The organism is Halalkalibaculum sp. DA384 (assembly GCF_043951955.1).
In the GTDB taxonomy this organism is placed as follows: domain Bacteria; phylum Bacteroidota; class Rhodothermia; order Balneolales; family Balneolaceae; genus JAMQKA01.
This window is the reverse complement of sequence record NZ_JBINJE010000005.1, coordinates 78,928-95,731: the sequence shown is the minus strand read 5'-3', so window position 1 is coordinate 95,731 and position 16,804 is coordinate 78,928. Positions and strand designations below refer to the sequence as shown.

The following is a 16,804-nucleotide window of genomic DNA, read 5'->3' as shown; positions in this document are numbered from 1 at the left end:
TCTCTTGAGTAATGCGGGATTCGTAAGCAACTGCCATTTTAAGCGTGCAGCAACGGATTGTGAAATTATCCTTGACACAGCTCTCAGAAACAAGCAGCCTCTGACAACTGACAACTGACAAGCCAGGAAAATTTGTTTGATGTAGATCAATTTAAAAAGGCTCTCAACACGCGGTGGGTTGGGCATGAGCTGCAGTATTTTGAGAGGCTTGATTCCACCAACTCGTATTTGAGAAGCGTGAGTGGTGAGGAGATCAGCCACGGTATGGTTTGTCTGACCGATAACCAGTTAAAAGGGAGGGGGCAGTATGAACGGAACTGGGAATCATCCCCCGGAGAAAATTTGACATTTACCATCGCATTTAAACCTGGTCGTGCCGAGCGGCTGCACGTATTGACACTGGCCTGTGCATACGCTGCCACGGCTCTGATAGAGCATAATACCCCGCAAAAAGCCTCCATCAAGTGGCCGAATGATGTGCTGATCGGAAATCGGAAGATAGCAGGTGTGCTCACCGAAACAGTATTCAGCGGAAACAGTCTGGACCGGGTACTCGTGGGCATCGGTTTCAATGTAAACCAGGACCTGTTCAGGGATGATTTAAAGGAGCACGCAACCTCTCTAAAACTCGAAAACGGCACTTCGTTTAGCCGGGAGCTACTGCTGGCGGAATTCATCGGATTGATAGAACACTGCTACACCCGCTGGCACCAAAATGATACCGACCTGTTGCGGTCGGTGAACCAGAAATTGATTGGCTACGGCGAATGGATTCGATTGTCGATTGACGGGCATACCCGCTCCGACAGGTACAAGTTGCTGGGAATCAATGAAAAGGGGCGGTTAACTGTAATCAACCACGAGGCCGAGGTAAAAACCTTTTCCTATGAACAGATCCGGCTTATCACTGATTGAAGAACGCGTCAGGCGGCACCTGGAACACTATTTCCCCCAAACGGGGTCTCCTGTCTTTGTTATCGGGGTGAGCGGCGGGCCCGACTCGATGGCCCTGTTGCATATTTTTAAGCAGCTGGAGGTTGAAGCGGTGGTTGCACATGTAAATTACCAGAAAAGGGGAAGCGAGTCAGATAAAGATCAGCAGCTGGTTGAGGAAACAGCACGGGAATGGAATTATCGCTGCCACAGGCAGCAGCTCGATGCCAGGGGAGCCGGGGAGAGCAATTTCCAGCAGTGGGCCCGGGATCAGCGCTACCAGTTTTTTCGAGACCTGCAGCATGAGCATAATGCGGATGCCATAGCGGTTGCTCACCACCAGGACGATCAGGTTGAAACGGTACTGCAAAAATTATTTCGGGGAGCTGGTCTGGAGTCATGGAGTGCCATGAGTGTGTGGGATCCTCCCCTGTTTAGGCCTCTTGTTGATAGCTCACGGCGGGAAATTATGAATTATGTGGAAACGCATGGCGTGCCCTGGCGGACCGACCGGAGTAACCTGGAGTCAGAATTTGCGAGAAATCTGCTTCGGAATGAGTGGCTGGACAAGCTGGATGAATTTTTCCCGGGCTGGAAGCAAAATGTGCTGAGGCTGCCGGAACGGGCGGCCCTGTTTTCACAGGCGCTTCGTTATATCGCCGGCCGCTTGACAGACAACCGCAACCGGATTGATATGGTTGCGTTCCGGAATTTGGAACCCGGCTTGCAGAAGGCGCTGGTGCTGCACCTGCTCAAACAGAGCGATCCCGGTATAGAGATTACAAGTGGGGCACTCCGGCAGGTGGAGAAGCTGTCCGATCTGCAAACGGGCAAATCGATTCAGCTAACCGAACACTACTCACTGCTGAATGATCGTGAATGGCTCAAAATTGTGTATGAGCAATCCGAATCGCTGAATTTGATCGAGCTCGATGAGGAGACCCTGAGGCAGCAGCCGTTCATCTTTGATGATCTGGTATTTGCCATCGAGCCGTTTGTGGACCCTTCCTTTGAAACGGCCCTGTACCTGGACCTGCAGAAATTGCACTGGCCGCTGGTGCTGCGCAGCTGGAAAGCGGGGGACGCTTTCCAGCCTTTTGGCATGGTTGGACACCAAAAAATATCAGACCACCTGACCAACCGGAAAATCAGTGCCGCTGAAAAGGGAAAAGCCCTTGTCCTGAAAACTTTTGAAGATACAATCTGTGCGGTTATCTTTCCGCCGATTGAAAAAATGAATCCCCCGGGCACTATTTCCGAGCTGGTCAAATGCGAGGAGGATACCGCCGAGTGCCTGGTAATACGGTGGAAACAGTAGCAGACCGATGTCATTATACAAACCCCAAACTGTAAATTGCAACGGCGAAACGTTCAAAGTGTATCTGTCAGAAGAGAAGATCAGAACACGGGTTGCCGATTTGGCTAAACAGTTAAACCGGGATTATTCCGGTAAAAAGCCGATTTTTATCGGGGTGCTGAACGGGGCGTTTATTTTTTTATCCGATCTTTTGCGCCATATCAGCATCCCGTCAGAGGTGGATTTTTTAAAGTTGAGCAGCTACGGGGATGAAAAAGTATCGTCCGGAGAGGTAAGAGATCTCAAAGACATTGATGCCAATATCGAAGATCGCCACGTCCTGCTGGTGGAGGATATCGTAGATACCGGTCTTTCGATGAAGTACATGGTGGAGAAACTGGAGCAAAAGAATCCGGCCTCCATCGCCACAGTTACGCTGCTGCACAAGCCGGAGGCGACCCGCCACGATGTACCGCTGGATTACGTGGGATTCAGGATACCGTCGCTCTTTGTTTTGGGATATGGCCTTGATTACGCCCAGGAGGGCCGGAACCTGGCCCAGATTTATATTCTCGATGAAGGTGAATCCCGATCCGATCACACCTGAACCGTTGAGGCCGGGAGCACTGCCTGGTATTCTGGAAGACAGGGATCTTTGCAGAACCTGCTATTGTGTTGGGAGGTGGTTTTAATTGATCTTTTAAACAGCGGTCCAACTTCCCCGGAACGAGGAATTGAAGGTTTTGCAAAGTCCTCAAGTATTGACTACTCGAATGGGAGATCAAGATGATTTTCGTTCGTATACGATCGATCTTCGGCAGGATAAACGGCTGAATGTCGTGTGGAAAGCGAAAATTGAATTTGGTATTGATATGAAAAGAAGAGGCCCGTATATTTGGGACTTCCTTGGAGAGGTGGCTGAGCGGTCGAAAGCGCTCCCCTGCTAAGGGAGTATACCCTAAACAGGGTATCGAGGGTTCGAATCCCTCCCTCTCCGCTTTTGGTTTTCGAATTTCAGAACAGGGAATACCGAATGTAGAACCGTCCATTCGCAATTCGAGATTCCTTGTTCAATATTCAACATCCACCTCTTCCCTTAATTTTTTCCATTCCCGACCATTCATCCACTCACCCACTCACTCAATCATTCAATCATTCAATCATTCAATCATTCAATCATCCAACGCCCCATGCAGCGTAACGACCAGTTTACGGCTGCCACCCCTGTTTCGGTGTTCACAGAGATAAATTCCCTGCCAGGTACCCAGGTTTAGTTTGCCATTCGTTATCGGGATGCTCACCGAGGAGCCCAACAGTGAACTTTTGATGTGCGAAGTCATGTCATCCGGTCCCTCCAGGGTGTGCTCGTACAATGAGGTGTCTTCCGGGACCATGCGTTTGAAATGGGTGTGAAAATCGCGGCGGACCGAGGGATCGGCGTTTTCGTTGATAGTCAGGCTGGCGCTGGTATGCTGTATGAAAATATGGGCAATGCCGGTGCTGATCTGTTTGATCTCCGGGATATTGCGGAGTATTTCATCAGTAATGATGTGATATCCTCTTGATTTGGGAGAAAGACTGATTTGTGTTTGATGCCACATGATTTACAGAGTAGAAATTGAGATCAAGAAATCCAGTGAAATTGAGCTGCAAGGGATTCGGTATTTAGCCAAACAGTCCCTGGATGGCACCCCCGTCATGGCTGATGGTTTGCCCTGTTACATAGGAGGCGTGTGGCGAAAGTAGCCAGCCCGCCAGCGAAGCGATCTCTTCCGGTTTCCCGAATCGCCCGACCGGGACTCCGGCTTCCATCTCGCTGCGGACCTCCTCGAGCGATTTGCCGCTGTCGTCGCTTCTCTTTTTAATAACGCGATTTATAGCCGGGGTGTCATGGGCCCCGGGCGCCAGCACATTGACGGTGATACCGTCTCCGGCCACTTCCTGGGAGAGCGATTTCGCGAAACCGACTACCGCCGCCCGGTACGAATTGCTCAGTACGAGAGAGGGAATCGGTTGTTTGACAGATTTGCTTTCCACGAACAAAATCCTGCCGTATTCGTGGGCGGTAAAATAACTCACCAGTCGCAGTACCAGCTCAATCTTCCAGCGCATCACCGATTCGTACGCCTTGTCCCAATCGTACATCGCCGTCTCCAGCGGTGTCAACGCCGGCGGTCCTCCCGAATTTATGACGGCCCCATGGAGCCCGGAATTGCCGATGGCCGACTCAATTTTGTTGTGCGTCTCCTCCTCGGTGAGGTCGCCCGCTACCGTGATGGCGGCCTCGCCATACTGCTCCTCCAGCTCTTTCAGTTTCTGCTCGCGACGGGCTACGACGATGACCGATGCTCCCTCATCCAACAGGAGCTCCGCAATTGCACGTCCGAAGCCGCTGCTTGCCCCGCACACCAAGAATCGATGATCATTTATCTTCAGGTCCATAGTATGTTTTTGAATAAAGATTAGTTGGTATCTGTTAGCGAACGCTGCCATTTCTCTTGTTTGCTCACGCAAGTGGTACGGCCAGCTGAAAAGGCTGTAAATTGCGTTTTGCAATACTCTACCTCCTTGCCGGGCAACCACGGTTGTACTACACGCGGCAAACGAGCAGAGGCAGGGGTAAAAGCTCTCGTAAAAAGTCACTCTTATTGACTCCAAATTCAAGAGATGATTTTGGCGCAGAGAGAAAACAAAAATGGGAAAGCGGGAACCGGTCTGCCTTGGTGCAGTAGAAATACACATCCAAGGCAGCTTCGTATTGAACTTTTCAACAGTTGTGTGAGGGGTTATTCATTTAAAGAGGCCTTTGCAGAAGCTGATACTTAGCCCGTATTTCTCACAAATATTTATGTTGTTATGCCATAAGCCACTACACAACAAGGAGTTCGGTCTATTAAAATAAAACTCAAAGAGAGTTGATCTCCAACAAACTGTATGTTGCCGGGTTGAGAATGGAAAAAAGCTACAAAGGGAAATCGAAGGCGCCTGGCCCGGTGAAGTTATGGGTCGAGATATTTATTAACCACGGCTGTATGATCCGTAATATAAGTAGCATCGACCCGATTCTGTATCGTTGTGTGCTGTTAAAAATCTTAAATAATAGAATATTTGTTTGACATCTTACGCTTTATGCTAATATTAAGTTTTTCAAGAACTTAATATTCATTTTGTTCTTAACATCAACGGATTTAATTGACCGATTGCCAACACTACTTGTCCATTAAATTCATCAATCAACATAATTAAGTTAAGTAGAGAAGGAGAATCTGAATGAGTTCAACAAAAATATCCGTATTCAAAGTAAAACCGTACAAGTATTTACAATTTTCCGTTTTGTCCGTACTGCTCTTGGGATTGGTCTCGTTGCCCTCTCAGGCACAGGATTTGGATGTGCCCTATGTTCCCACTCCTCAGCCAGTTGTTGATAAAATGCTGGAAGTTACCGATGTGGGAGAAGGGGATTATGTTATTGATCTCGGTTCCGGTGATGGTCGTATTGTGGTAACCGCCGCCAGGCGCGGTGCAGTGGGACATGGAATTGATCTGGATCCCCAGAGAATTAAAGAAGCACGGGCAAATGCGGAAAAGAATGCCGTAGAGGACCGTGTCGTATTTATCAACGGCGATATTTTTGAAGCGGACATCAGCCAGGCATCCGTGATCACTATGTACTTGTTGACCAGCGTGAATCGCAAACTGCGTCCTGAACTTTTTGAGCAGCTGCGTCCGGGGACGCGCGTGGTATCCCACAGTTTTGACATGGGCGACTGGGAGCCGGACAGCACCTTGAGGGTGGAAAGCTCGACCGGGAGAAATCACACGGTCTATTACTGGGTTATGCCGGCCCAGGTTGGCGGAAACTGGAGCTGGAATGTAGAAGGTGATTCGTTCGACCTGTCGGTGGAGCAACAGTATCAAAAGATTGATGTCGCCCTGGAGTCGAACGGTCGCGAACTGGCGACAGATCATGCCGTGGTAAAAGGGGAGCGAGTAAGTTTTACGGCGGACATGGGAGACCGGCACTATGTCTACAGCGGTCGCGTTGAAGATGGTGTGATAAATGGAACCGTGCAGATCCACGACGGGGAAAATGACCGCGTGCTGCACTGGTCTGCCTCTAAAAACTAGAATTTTGACAGGTCGGCGGTTATTGGTTGTCAGCGGGTATTCTACCCCCTTAGTTGGGGTAGTTGTTGCAGATCCGTAAAAACCTGGCGAAGTGGTCTTCATTCTACCAGGCATGAAGACTGCCTCCCGCTACTTATGCATATTGATTTATCGTTCCGAGCGTTGGAAAGTGCTATTGCTTTTCCGGTCCGACAGTGGCAGTTGGCGGTCTGATCAGGTTTGTATATCTGCGAATCCGGTAACCAGTAATCAATTGATAAATGCTGCTCTACGACCGTAATATTTTATCTATATGAACCGAATTACAAAGGGTAATGGTACGCCCCAACCTGTGTTTTCAAACCTGAATGCCGTTGCCGTGCTCGTGGGAATTGTCATCGGCATCGGCATTTTTCGTCTTCCGCCACTGGTAGCCTCCAACGCCGGAAGTGGATTTGAATTCCTTGCGTTTTGGGTGGCCGGAGGCCTCATTTCGTTGATTGGTGCGCTCTGCTATGCGGAACTGGCAACCGCTTATCCCGATGCCGGAGGTGAGTATCATTTCCTGAGCAAGGCGTACGGTTCTTCGCTCGGTTTTCTCTTCTCCTGGGGGCGGATGACCGTGATCCAGACCGGTTCCATAGCACTTGCCGCATTTATTCTCGGCGATTATGCCACGACTATCTATTCCCTGGGACCGTACAGTTCCGCAATTTACGCCTCCATTACGGTTTTTGGGCTTACGGCGCTGAATCTCCTGGGTACCAATCCAGCCAAGAAAACGCAAAACCTGGTAACTTCCATCATCGTTATCATTCTCTTGCTGGCAGCTTTTTTAGGAATTACGGGAGGAGGACACGCCGACGCAGGCGCTGCCGGTAGTCTAGGCACAGGGTCGGGGAGGTCCGTCGGGGCTGCAATGATTTTTGTGCTCTTAACTTATGGTGGATGGAATGAAGCCTCGTACCTGTCGGGTGAAATAAAGGATGTAAAGAAAAATATGATCCGGGTGCTGGCGATAGGCATCGGGGTGATAACCCTGATCTACGTTTCGGTCAATTACGCCTACCTGCAAGTACTGGGTCTGGAGGGACTGCAAAATGCGGATGCCGTCGGGGCCGACCTGATGGGAACAATTCTCGGATCGGGCGGGGCACTACTGCTATCATTTATCGTCATCATATCAGCGCTTTCCACCGCCAATGCTACCATCATTACCGGGGCGCGTACAAACTACGCCCTGGGGCGCGATTTTTCCTTCCTGAACTACCTGGGAGTCTGGAACTCGACAAAAAATACGCCGGCAAATGCGTTGCTGGTTCAGGGCGCTATCGCGCTGTTGCTGGTGGTACTTGGCGCGGTCACCGAAGACAGCGTCTCCACGATGGTGGACTATACGGCTCCCGTGTTCTGGTTTTTCCTGATGCTCACGGGAATCTCACTTTTTATATTTCGATTTAAGAACGGCGAGAAGGATCTGGAATATCGAGTACCGTTTTATCCTGTTACGCCCATCCTGTTTATACTTACCTGTCTCTATATGCTGTATTCAAGTGTTACGTTCACGGGTATCGGAGCGCTGTTTGGTATCGGCATTCTGCTGATTGGCATCCCGGTACTGCTGATTGGCCGGAGATAGGAGCAGGCGCAGCTAGCCCGTCTTTCTCACGATAATGCATGCAAAAATAAGGTACCCTGATGGCAGGCAGTGTCTTACATCATATATTACCGACCTATTTTTGACAGGGTGTAAAGCGCGGCCATTTTCCCTTTGCCTTGCTGAAGAACAAATTTCTTGGCGAGGTCCAGGCTAGTGCAGTTATTGGTTGTCCCTGACCGTTCAACCCGCTCCGGGATCCTGCAGGTAGCGCCGGCTAAAATTAATACGGCTTTTGCAATGAATTCAGCAAATAAAACCTTATTTTGCGGGTCTTTTGAATTTTGCAATTAACCAATCGCTGTGCCGTCTCGGTGGCACAGCGATTGTATCTAAAGCCACAACATCTATTTATTTATGTCTAAGGATATCAGGAATATAGCTATCATTGCTCACGTAGATCACGGTAAAACTACGCTCGTGGATCAGATGCTGAAGCAAAGCGGGACCTTTCGCGAGAACCAGCAGGTGCAGGAGCGGGTAATGGACTCCGGCGACCTGGAGCGCGAAAAGGGGATCACTATCAGCTCCAAGAATACGGCAATAAAATGGAAGGATACGAAAATCAACATCGTCGATACTCCCGGCCATGCCGATTTCGGGGGGGAAGTGGAACGGATTATGAAAATGGTCAACGGCGTGATACTACTGGTGGATGCCGCCGAGGGACCACTTCCGCAAACGAAATTTGTACTGCGGAAATCTCTTGACCTGGGATACCGCCCCATTGTGGTGATCAACAAGATCGACCGGAAAGACGCGCGGCCCGACCACGTGCTCAACGAGATTTTTGACCTGTTCGTGATGCTTGATGCAGACAACGAGCAGCTCGATTTCCCCATTCTTTATGCGGAAGGGATCAACGGTATTGCCCGCCACGAGCTGGAGGATGAGAATGAAGATCTCGTTCCGCTTTTTGATACCATTATCGAGCATGTGCCGCCACCCGAACGGGAAGTGAACGCCCCGTTCAAGATGCTGGTCAGCGCTATTGACTGGAACGACTACGTGGGACGAATTGCCATTGGTCGGGTCGAACAGGGCACGATTGAGCAGAACCAGGAGATCGCCCTTGTCGACCGGAAGGGCGAACTGAAAGAGAAAGCCAAGGCTACGAAGCTGTTTACATTTGCCGGGCTGGGCCGGGAGCCGGTGGAGCAGGCGGCATCCGGCGATATTTTTGCCCTGGCGGGATATGAGAAAGTGAATATCGGCGATACGCTCACCGATGCGGAAGAGATGACCCCGATTGAATATTACGACATCGATCAGCCGACGATGGCGATGTACTTCCGGGTAAATGATTCCCCGCTTTCCGGACGAGAAGGCGAATATGTCACCTCGAACCAGCTGAAAGACCGCCTGATGCGTGAAATCCGTACCAACGTGGCGATCAAGGTCGATCAGACGGACAATCCCGATGTATACAAAGTGTCGGGCCGGGGCGAACTGCAGCTGGCAATACTCACCGAAACGATGCGGCGCGAAGGGTATGAGTTTGCCGTTTCCCGACCGGAGGTGCTCTATAAAGAGATTGACGGGCAGGTCCACGAACCGTTTGAAGAAGTGGTGGTGGATGTGCACCAGGACTACAGCAACCGCGTGATCGACAACCTTCAGCAGCGCAAAGGAATTATGACCTCCATGACGCAGGAGGGCGACAACAACCGCCTTATCTTCAAGGTGCCTTCCCGTGGATTGATCGGCTTCCGGGGTGAGATGCTGACGGAAACCCGCGGCACCGGTATCATGCACCAGCAGTTTGATGCCTATGAACCGTATGCGGGCGAAATTCCGGGACGCAACCAGGGAGCGCTTATCGCACTTGAAAAAGGGGAAGTGACCAGCTATGCCCTCGAGGGACTGAAAGATCGAGGTACTTTTTTCGTGGAGCCGGGCGACCCTGTGTATATGGGGCAGGTCGTGGGCGCCAACAAGCGCAGTGACGACCTGGTGGTGAATGTGGCCAAAAAGAAAAACCTGACCAACCACCGCGCCACGCAATCGGCTGATGCGGTCAAGATCGATCCGGCGAAAAAGATGAGCCTTGAGCAGCATATCGAGTTTATTGCCAAGGATGAGCTCCTGGAGGTCACACCCAAAAATCTGCGCATCCGCAAAATGTACCTCGATCACAACGAACGCAAGCGGGCGGAGAAGAAAAAGGAGCTGGTATAGATGATGGCCGATACCCGCAAATGGATCGGCTTCGACATTCGTTAATCCTGCCCGTAGAATATGAGCTTGACCGAGGGGTTGGGGTGCAGCTCTACGGCCGGGGCCGGCAGATACACGCTGTTAAACAGGTCGCCAAGCAGCCGGCCGAATTTTGTTTTCTGCGGAAAAATCTGCGTGAAATCCAGGTTCAGGCTTAGGTGATATGATACGTAAGCGGGATCGGCGTTCGTTTTCCAGTTGTTCAGTGAAACACCGGCGGTGGGCACCAAAAAACGGGGCCAGTAGGGCTGTATTTTTTCAGGCAGCAGATCCCATATGCGCATGCTCACCCAGTAGCTCTGGCTGTTATAGTCGGTAAACGCCTTGTTTTCGTAGGCAGACTGTGTACTGGCGGTTCGCCCGGAGGGGTAATAGAACCATCTTATATTGAAGCGCCTCAGAAAGGTGCTGTTTTCCCGCGCATAAAACCAGCTCACCCCCAGTATATTGCCCAGCTGGTCGTATCGGTCAAAGCCAAGAGATGACGTTCGGCCATCCAAAATCTCCACCAGTGTTTGTGCAGAAAGCGCGATACCTGATCCCAGCAACGCCGACCGGGCGCGACCGATGTCGGAAAAATCGTACAGGCGGGAAGTGATCAGCGCCTGGGAACTTGCAGCGTAGAAATGCCCCAATTTGTCAAACCCTTTGGCATACAACTGTTCATTAAAATGAAAGGGTACCGTGGGCCGATTACTCCAGCGCTCTCGTGCATACAGGTAAAGCCCGGTATATGAACCGGCCAGGGTGGCTGTAACTGCGGAAAAGATAGCCCAGTTTACAGGTGTCGCTTCCTCTTGTTGAAATATGGGACCGATATTCCGTGTCATCTGGTTGCCGGATGGCATTATCCCACGCTCTGTTGAAATGCCCGGAACGACAGCAGTAAGACCAAGCCGGCTTGCACCAAACGGCTGCTCCTGTTGATTCAGCTGGTACATATTCTCATATTGATCGCCTGCGAGCAGATCCAATCCGTCCTGGGCTTTACCCTGCAGGAGGCCGAGTTGAAGCAGGAACAGCAGCATTATGAATTGGACCGTTTTTTGAGTAATAAAACAGATTACATACTCACGTGCCATTTTGGGGGCAAGCTTGCCAACTGTTTCGGGAAATGAAGGTACGCTATGCAGATGAAACGTTTTACAGGGCACTTAATTACACCTCGCAACTGCTATTATACTTTCCCATTGCTCAATTATCTCATCCGGAGTAACAGGATGTGTAAATGAAATCGAAATTTCATATATGTACGGATAAAATATTGATAATAATGTATTTATTCCTGTTTTAATATGGTTTTGTAAGAAGGAGAAATATGGTAAAAAAAGAAATCGAATTCACGGATTCTGTGAGCAGGAAAAGTGCTGCCGGGCGACTGGCCGAGTTACTTGACCGAAAATTTAAATTTCCGGGAACAGATATTCGCTTTGGTATCGATGCAGTTATCGGGTTGTTGCCGGGACTTGGCGACTGGATCGGTGGGGTTTTGTCGCTGTATTTCCCCATTCACGCGGCACTGATCGGGGGCAGGGTATCCATCCTGGCACGTATGTTTTTAAATATTTTGGTCGATATGTTGATAGGAACAGTTCCCATAATTGGCGAACTGTTTGACGTGGCTTGGAAAGCGAACATACGTAATGCCAGGCTATTGGATGAGCTGGAAAAGAACCCCTCAGAATTGGCCACCGAGAGCAAGTGGCTGATTTGGGCAATCGTGGTATTGTTCACCTTTATGATTGTGGCTTTCCTCTGGCTAATTGGCTGGGTGCTCGCAGAACTCGTAGGCCTGTTACTTTAACCTGCTTGTCGAAATAGGTATGATGACAGGATAGACTGTATTCACCGTGTAGATAGCCTGCCTGAACTGGTATCCTCTGTGTAATTAATTCCAGCCAGCCGCGCACACGTGATGTTGAAAAAAGAAGAGGAAAACGCTGGGGCGTACCTGTATCTATTTCCATTTTCTAATCTATTGAGGGTCTGAGGCGTTGAGCGGGCGATTTCAGGGGCTGAGAAAAAAATAAATTCGGGTGAGTACTTTTCTCTATGAACTGCTCTATGGTATCTGATAATGATAATAACCAAAAAAACGGGTCTTGAAAGACGATAACTACTCAGTACAGCAGTTGGTGAATGATCCCTCATTTGTTGAGTGGGCACTGGGGAATTCGGCGGGTGAAAAAGCCGATTACTGGAACCGGTGGATACAACAAAGTGAACAAAACCGGAAAAAAGCACTCCGGGCACAAAAGGAAATTACGGGACTCAGGTTTACCCATCCACGGGTGCCTGATATCAGGGAAGAGTGGAGCAGGGTTCGGCAAGATATTACAGGTGAAGAACGCGGCACGGCTGCCACTATAGCGCGGCAGGCAAAACAGAAAAGAACCCGCGTGGTGAGCTATCTATTTAAAGCTGCGGCCATGTTGCTGGTGGGCGCTTTTGCCGGCCTTGCAATCTATACCTATCAGGAGCCGCAATCGGCTCAAAAGCAAGTTGCGATACAGACCATCGAAACCGGATTTGAAGAGAAAAAGACGTTAACCCTCTCGGACGGTTCAAGCATTGTACTGGCCGCCGGATCCCAGCTTTCCTACAAGAGCAACTGGCTGGATCAGCCGGTGAAGCGTGTGAGCCTTGAGGGAGAGGCGTATTTTTCAATTTCCGGGCAGGAAACCCGGGATAAGCCGAAATTTGTGGTCGAAACGGAAGATGGCTCGGCCTCGGTTTTTGGCACTCGTTTCACGGTGGATACCTACGGCGAGGGAACCCGGGTGGTGCTGGAAGAGGGGGAAGTTCACATTGATGTTGCCAATACGCCGGAATCGGAACAGTCCGGGATCACCATAAAGCCGGGAGAGATGGCCAGGTTCAACAGTTCCCAGCCCCAAATACGCCTCGAGCAGGTTAATCCGGCCGTGTATACCTCGTGGACGACCAACGAGCTCTATTTTGATGAAACCCCGTTCTCGGTCTTGGTGGAGCGAATCAGGCGAACCTACGGAAAAGAAGTTATTGTAAAAGACAAGGAATTGCTGGACAAGAAGCTTTCCGGATCAATCGATTTCAGAAGCCTCGACGGGTTGATAAACGCCGTTTCGGAGGTCATGGAAGTTGAAATTTATAAAACAGAACAAACCGTAACCATAGAATCAAATCAACAATAACCAGGGACCAATTATGAATATGATACCTTACAAATGGACAGGGATTGTGAGTCTGATGGTCTTGTTGCTTGCTGTGGCGTTGCCGGCAGAAGCACAGGATTCAAAGGATGTGTATGTGAGTTCGTCGGATATTAATGCCGCCACGGTAAAAACGTTTCAGCAGGGAACCAGCCTTCACGCCGTGCTTTCGGAAATTGAAGAGCGGTATGAGGTCAAATTTTTCTACAGGAGCGAGCTGATGGCGGATAAAACCCTGACAGAGCAGCAGATCCTCTATTTTGAAAAGGATCTGTTCAGCCTGTTGGACAGTCTGCTTCCCGGTTTTGGTTTTACCTACAAGGTGTTAACCCATCGAACACTGGGTATTCTGCCTGCGAAGCCGGTACCAAGCGAAAAAATTAACCTGGAGGTTGTGAGTGGTACGGTCGCCGATGCCAACACCGGAGAGACTCTGCCGGGTGTCAATGTATTGGTCAAGGGTACGACCACCGGAGCATCGACAGACAGCGAGGGTCGTTTTGAGCTTGGCGTTCCCTCTCTCCAGGATACGCTGGTGGTGTCCTTCATCGGGTATCAGACAGCGGAAGTGCCGATAGGCGGGCGTACGGAAATGGAAATCGCGTTGCAGCCCCAGGCTATTGAAGGTGAAGAGCTGGTCGTCACCGGTTACGGAATTCAAAAGAAGTCGGATGTGACCGGATCCATCGGGATGGTCTCCGAAGAGGACCTGCAGGAACAGCCCACGTTTAATGCCCTTCAGGGATTGCGGGGCAAGGTCGCCGGAGTCAACATTTTTACCAACTCTGGAGCCCCCACGGGTAGCAACAGGGTTGTTATACGGGGTACCGGTTCGATAAATGCCGGTATTGAACCGTTGTATGTTGTGGATGGTGTTGTAATGCAGGACGGCATCGAGTATATGAATCCAAACAATATTGAGAGTATTGAGGTACTGAAAGATGCCTCCGCAACCGCCATTTACGGTTCCCGCGGTGCAAATGGGGTGATACTGGTTACCACGAAACGTGGGGATACCCAGTCGGACGAGGTCTCCGTAAGCTATGACGGAACATTCAGCATGGGCCACATGCTCGGGCGCATGGACGCCATGAATGCCGAAGAGTTTATGGAAGTGCAGCGGACCGGCTACGAAAACGCCCCGCTTTTTGATGATTATGCACCGGGAGAGGAGCCTGAACTGGATCTTTCGCCCGATATCGGGACCTTGTTTGACGAGCAGGGCAACCCAATTTACGATACCGACTGGCAGGAAGAGGTGACCCGAACGGCCCTTTCCCACGACCATCAGATCGGTATCCAGTCTGGTGGAGAAAACTCCTCATTTGGCGGATTCCTGAACTATACCAACAACGAGGGAATTATCCTGAATTCATGGATGCGCCGGGCCAGTGCGAAAATTGTGTATGATGCCAATCCCACCGACTGGCTGACGCTCGGCACCAACCTTACAGTGACCCGCACCTGGGAAAACAATATTGAAGAAGGCGGCGGCGGGCAGGAGATACGCCGTACGATGATCGAGTTTGCTCCGATCCTTCCGGTACGGATGCCGGATGGCGACTGGAGCCACTTTAGCGACGTACGAAGCCTCACGCTGGAGGGGCAGCCCAATCCCGTGCACCGCGCACTGGAAGAGGATCGGCTGCGAGACCGTGTAAATCTTTTTGGCAATACGTTTGCCGAATTTCAGATTACGCCCAACCTGGAGTTCAGAACACAGTTCGGAATCGACAACACCAACTTTGAGGCACGCGATTACGATCCCACGGATCTCTATTCTCCGGAAACATCGGTTGGGAATGCCAGCATGTCGAACAGCGAAACCACCTATTGGCAGAACGAAAACTACCTGACCTACCTGCTGGACCAGGGGCCCCACAGCGTAAACGCGGTACTGGGTGCCAGCTGGCAGCAGACCACCTACCGGAGCAACTCGTTCGGGGTGCGCAACTTCCCGAATGACCTTTACAGGACGAACAACGTGGATGCAGCCACGGAGGTAGAGGGCATTCCGGCATCTGACGCCTGGGAATGGACGATGAACTCCTTTTTTGCCCGTGGCAGTTATACCTATGACAGTCGATACAGCGCAACGTTTACCAGCAGGATGGACGGCTCTTCCCGTTTTGGAGAAAACAACAAGTACGGCTTTTTCCCTTCGCTGGGCCTGGGATGGACCGCCTCCAACGAGGAGTTTATGTCGGATGTGGACTTTATCAACCACCTGAAAATCCGCGGTTCCTGGGGTAAAACGGGGAATACCGAGATCGGGGTGTACCAATCACTCTCCACGATAAGTTCCGGGACCGTACTGCTCGGCAACCAGCGCCAAACATCCAGCACGCTGCAGCGGATGGCAAATCCGGACCTGGAATGGGAGAAAACGACCCAGTACAACATCGGTCTCGAGATGGATGTATTGCAGAATGCCATTACGTTTGAAGCCGACTACTACTACAAGGACACCGAAGACCTGTTGCTGAATCGCCCGATTCCGTCAACTACCGGTTTCGACGTGGTATTGGACAATATAGGATCGGTCTCCAACCAAGGGGTCGACTTCATGATGACCACCCGGAACGTTCGGTCCAACGACTTTTTCTGGGAGACCACCCTCAATTTCAACTATAATGTGAACCGCGTCGAAAGCCTGGGTGCAGAAGATGAGGATATCTTCCCCGGACCCAACTGGGTATCAGGCAGCCAGACGATACTCCGGGTTGGGGAACCGATCGGTACTTTCTACGGATTCCAGCGCTTTGGTACCTGGAATACCGATGAGGCGGCGGAAGCGGCTGCACGAGGCCGTATTCCCGGGGAAGCAAAGCGTTCCGAAGATCGCCAGATTATCGGGCATGGAATGCCGGACTGGACGGGAAGTTTTATCAACCGGTTCAGCTATAAAAACTTCGATTTCACCGCCGATATCCAGTTCGTCTATGGAAGTGAGATCATGCAGCAATTCCTGCATACCGCCGAAGATCGGCAGGCGCTGACCAACGGAATCGCCACGCAGCTGTATGAAGCCTGGACAGTAGACAACCAGGATACGCCCATTCAGCGCATTCGTCATCAGCCGCTTTCCGGGCAGAACACGCAGGCCGACAGCCACTGGATTGTGGACGGGTCCTATATTCGAGGAAACCTGTTTTCGGTCGGATACAATCTTGACCAGAATCTGATCAGTAGGTTCGGGATACAGGATATGCGCGTTACAGCCAGCGTACAAAACGCGTTTGTAATCCATCATCCCGACTTCAAGGGACATGATCCGGAGGGATCATCCTGGCAGGGCAACCCGAATACGCAGAACATCTTTTTCTACCAGTATCCGAAGCCCCGCACCTTTACCCTTGGGGTAAACTTCAGATTCTAAATACTCATTTTTAAAAACAGATT

Annotated in this window: 13 protein-coding genes and 1 tRNA gene; 11 read left to right on the top strand and 3 right to left on the bottom strand. The window is 50.7% G+C overall.

Annotated features, from left to right (window positions below; all coding sequences use genetic code 11):
* The first annotated feature begins 132 nt into the window (after window positions 1-132).
* The 5 genes from ACG2E4_RS04765 (at window position 133) to ACG2E4_RS04745 (ending at window position 3,227) form a co-directional block, all read left to right on the top strand.
* On the top strand, window positions 133-915 hold the full coding sequence (locus ACG2E4_RS04765) for a biotin--[acetyl-CoA-carboxylase] ligase (RefSeq protein ID WP_395275858.1): 783 nt from the start codon (window positions 133-135) through the stop codon (window positions 913-915).
* Window positions 887-2,251: a tRNA lysidine(34) synthetase TilS gene (tilS, locus tag ACG2E4_RS04760; protein ID WP_395258403.1), complete on the top strand. Its 1,365-nt coding sequence runs from the start codon at window positions 887-889 to the stop codon at window positions 2,249-2,251. Before ACG2E4_RS04765 ends, tilS begins: the two co-directional genes overlap by 29 nt.
* A 7-nt stretch (window positions 2,252-2,258) precedes the next feature.
* Entirely contained in the window at window positions 2,259-2,837 is a 579-nt protein-coding gene (gene hpt / locus ACG2E4_RS04755) for a hypoxanthine phosphoribosyltransferase (RefSeq protein WP_395275857.1), read from the top strand.
* 166 nt (window positions 2,838-3,003) lie between these two features.
* Complete coding sequence (locus ACG2E4_RS04750) at window positions 3,004-3,177, top strand: hypothetical protein (RefSeq protein WP_395275856.1); 174 nt, start codon at window positions 3,004-3,006, stop codon at window positions 3,175-3,177.
* Window positions 3,139-3,227 (top strand) — tRNA-Ser (locus tag ACG2E4_RS04745). The genes ACG2E4_RS04750 and ACG2E4_RS04745 overlap by 39 nt, the downstream gene beginning before the upstream one ends.
* A 175-nt stretch (window positions 3,228-3,402) precedes the next feature.
* Here ACG2E4_RS04745 and ACG2E4_RS04740 read toward each other — a convergent pair.
* Together ACG2E4_RS04740 and ACG2E4_RS04735 are read right to left on the bottom strand one after the other, a co-directional pair.
* Entirely contained in the window at window positions 3,403-3,831 is a 429-nt protein-coding gene (locus ACG2E4_RS04740; RefSeq protein WP_395258398.1) for a secondary thiamine-phosphate synthase enzyme YjbQ, read from the bottom strand.
* Between the two features lie 64 nt (window positions 3,832-3,895).
* Window positions 3,896-4,672, bottom strand: a complete 777-nt coding sequence (locus tag ACG2E4_RS04735) for an SDR family oxidoreductase (RefSeq protein WP_395258395.1) — start codon at window positions 4,670-4,672, stop codon at window positions 3,896-3,898.
* 828 nt (window positions 4,673-5,500) lie between these two features.
* On the opposite strand from ACG2E4_RS04735, the gene ACG2E4_RS04730 reads away from it, so the two are divergent.
* From ACG2E4_RS04730 to typA, 3 genes are all read left to right on the top strand, one after another.
* Window positions 5,501-6,358: an SAM-dependent methyltransferase gene (locus ACG2E4_RS04730; protein WP_395275855.1), complete on the top strand. Its 858-nt coding sequence runs from the start codon at window positions 5,501-5,503 to the stop codon at window positions 6,356-6,358.
* A 292-nt stretch (window positions 6,359-6,650) separates the two neighbouring features.
* Window positions 6,651-7,976: an APC family permease gene (locus ACG2E4_RS04725; protein WP_395275854.1), complete on the top strand. Its 1,326-nt coding sequence runs from the start codon at window positions 6,651-6,653 to the stop codon at window positions 7,974-7,976.
* A 375-nt stretch (window positions 7,977-8,351) separates the two neighbouring features.
* Window positions 8,352-10,172 (top strand): translational GTPase TypA, encoded by a 1,821-nt coding sequence (gene typA / locus ACG2E4_RS04720; protein ID WP_395258384.1) that lies wholly within the window; start codon window positions 8,352-8,354, stop codon window positions 10,170-10,172.
* A gap of 41 nt (window positions 10,173-10,213) precedes the next feature.
* Here typA and ACG2E4_RS04715 read toward each other — a convergent pair whose 3' ends face one another.
* Window positions 10,214-11,293: a DUF2279 domain-containing protein gene (locus tag ACG2E4_RS04715; RefSeq protein WP_395275853.1), complete on the bottom strand. Its 1,080-nt coding sequence runs from the start codon at window positions 11,291-11,293 to the stop codon at window positions 10,214-10,216.
* A 236-nt stretch (window positions 11,294-11,529) separates the two neighbouring features.
* Here ACG2E4_RS04715 and ACG2E4_RS04710 point away from each other — a divergent pair, with 236 nt between their 5' ends.
* The 3 genes from ACG2E4_RS04710 to ACG2E4_RS04700 all read left to right on the top strand — a co-directional run bounded on the left by ACG2E4_RS04710 (window position 11,530) and on the right by ACG2E4_RS04700 (window position 16,781).
* Window positions 11,530-12,015, top strand: a complete 486-nt coding sequence (locus ACG2E4_RS04710) for a DUF4112 domain-containing protein (RefSeq protein WP_395258379.1) — start codon at window positions 11,530-11,532, stop codon at window positions 12,013-12,015.
* 298 nt (window positions 12,016-12,313) lie between these two features.
* Window positions 12,314-13,384 carry a FecR family protein gene (locus ACG2E4_RS04705; protein ID WP_395258377.1) on the top strand — a complete coding sequence of 357 codons (1,071 nt, stop codon included), beginning with the start codon at window positions 12,314-12,316 and terminating at the stop codon, window positions 13,382-13,384.
* 13 nt (window positions 13,385-13,397) lie between these two features.
* Window positions 13,398-16,781 (top strand): SusC/RagA family TonB-linked outer membrane protein, encoded by a 3,384-nt coding sequence (locus tag ACG2E4_RS04700; RefSeq protein ID WP_395258375.1) that lies wholly within the window; start codon window positions 13,398-13,400, stop codon window positions 16,779-16,781.
* Window positions 16,782-16,804: the final 23 nt, after the last annotated feature.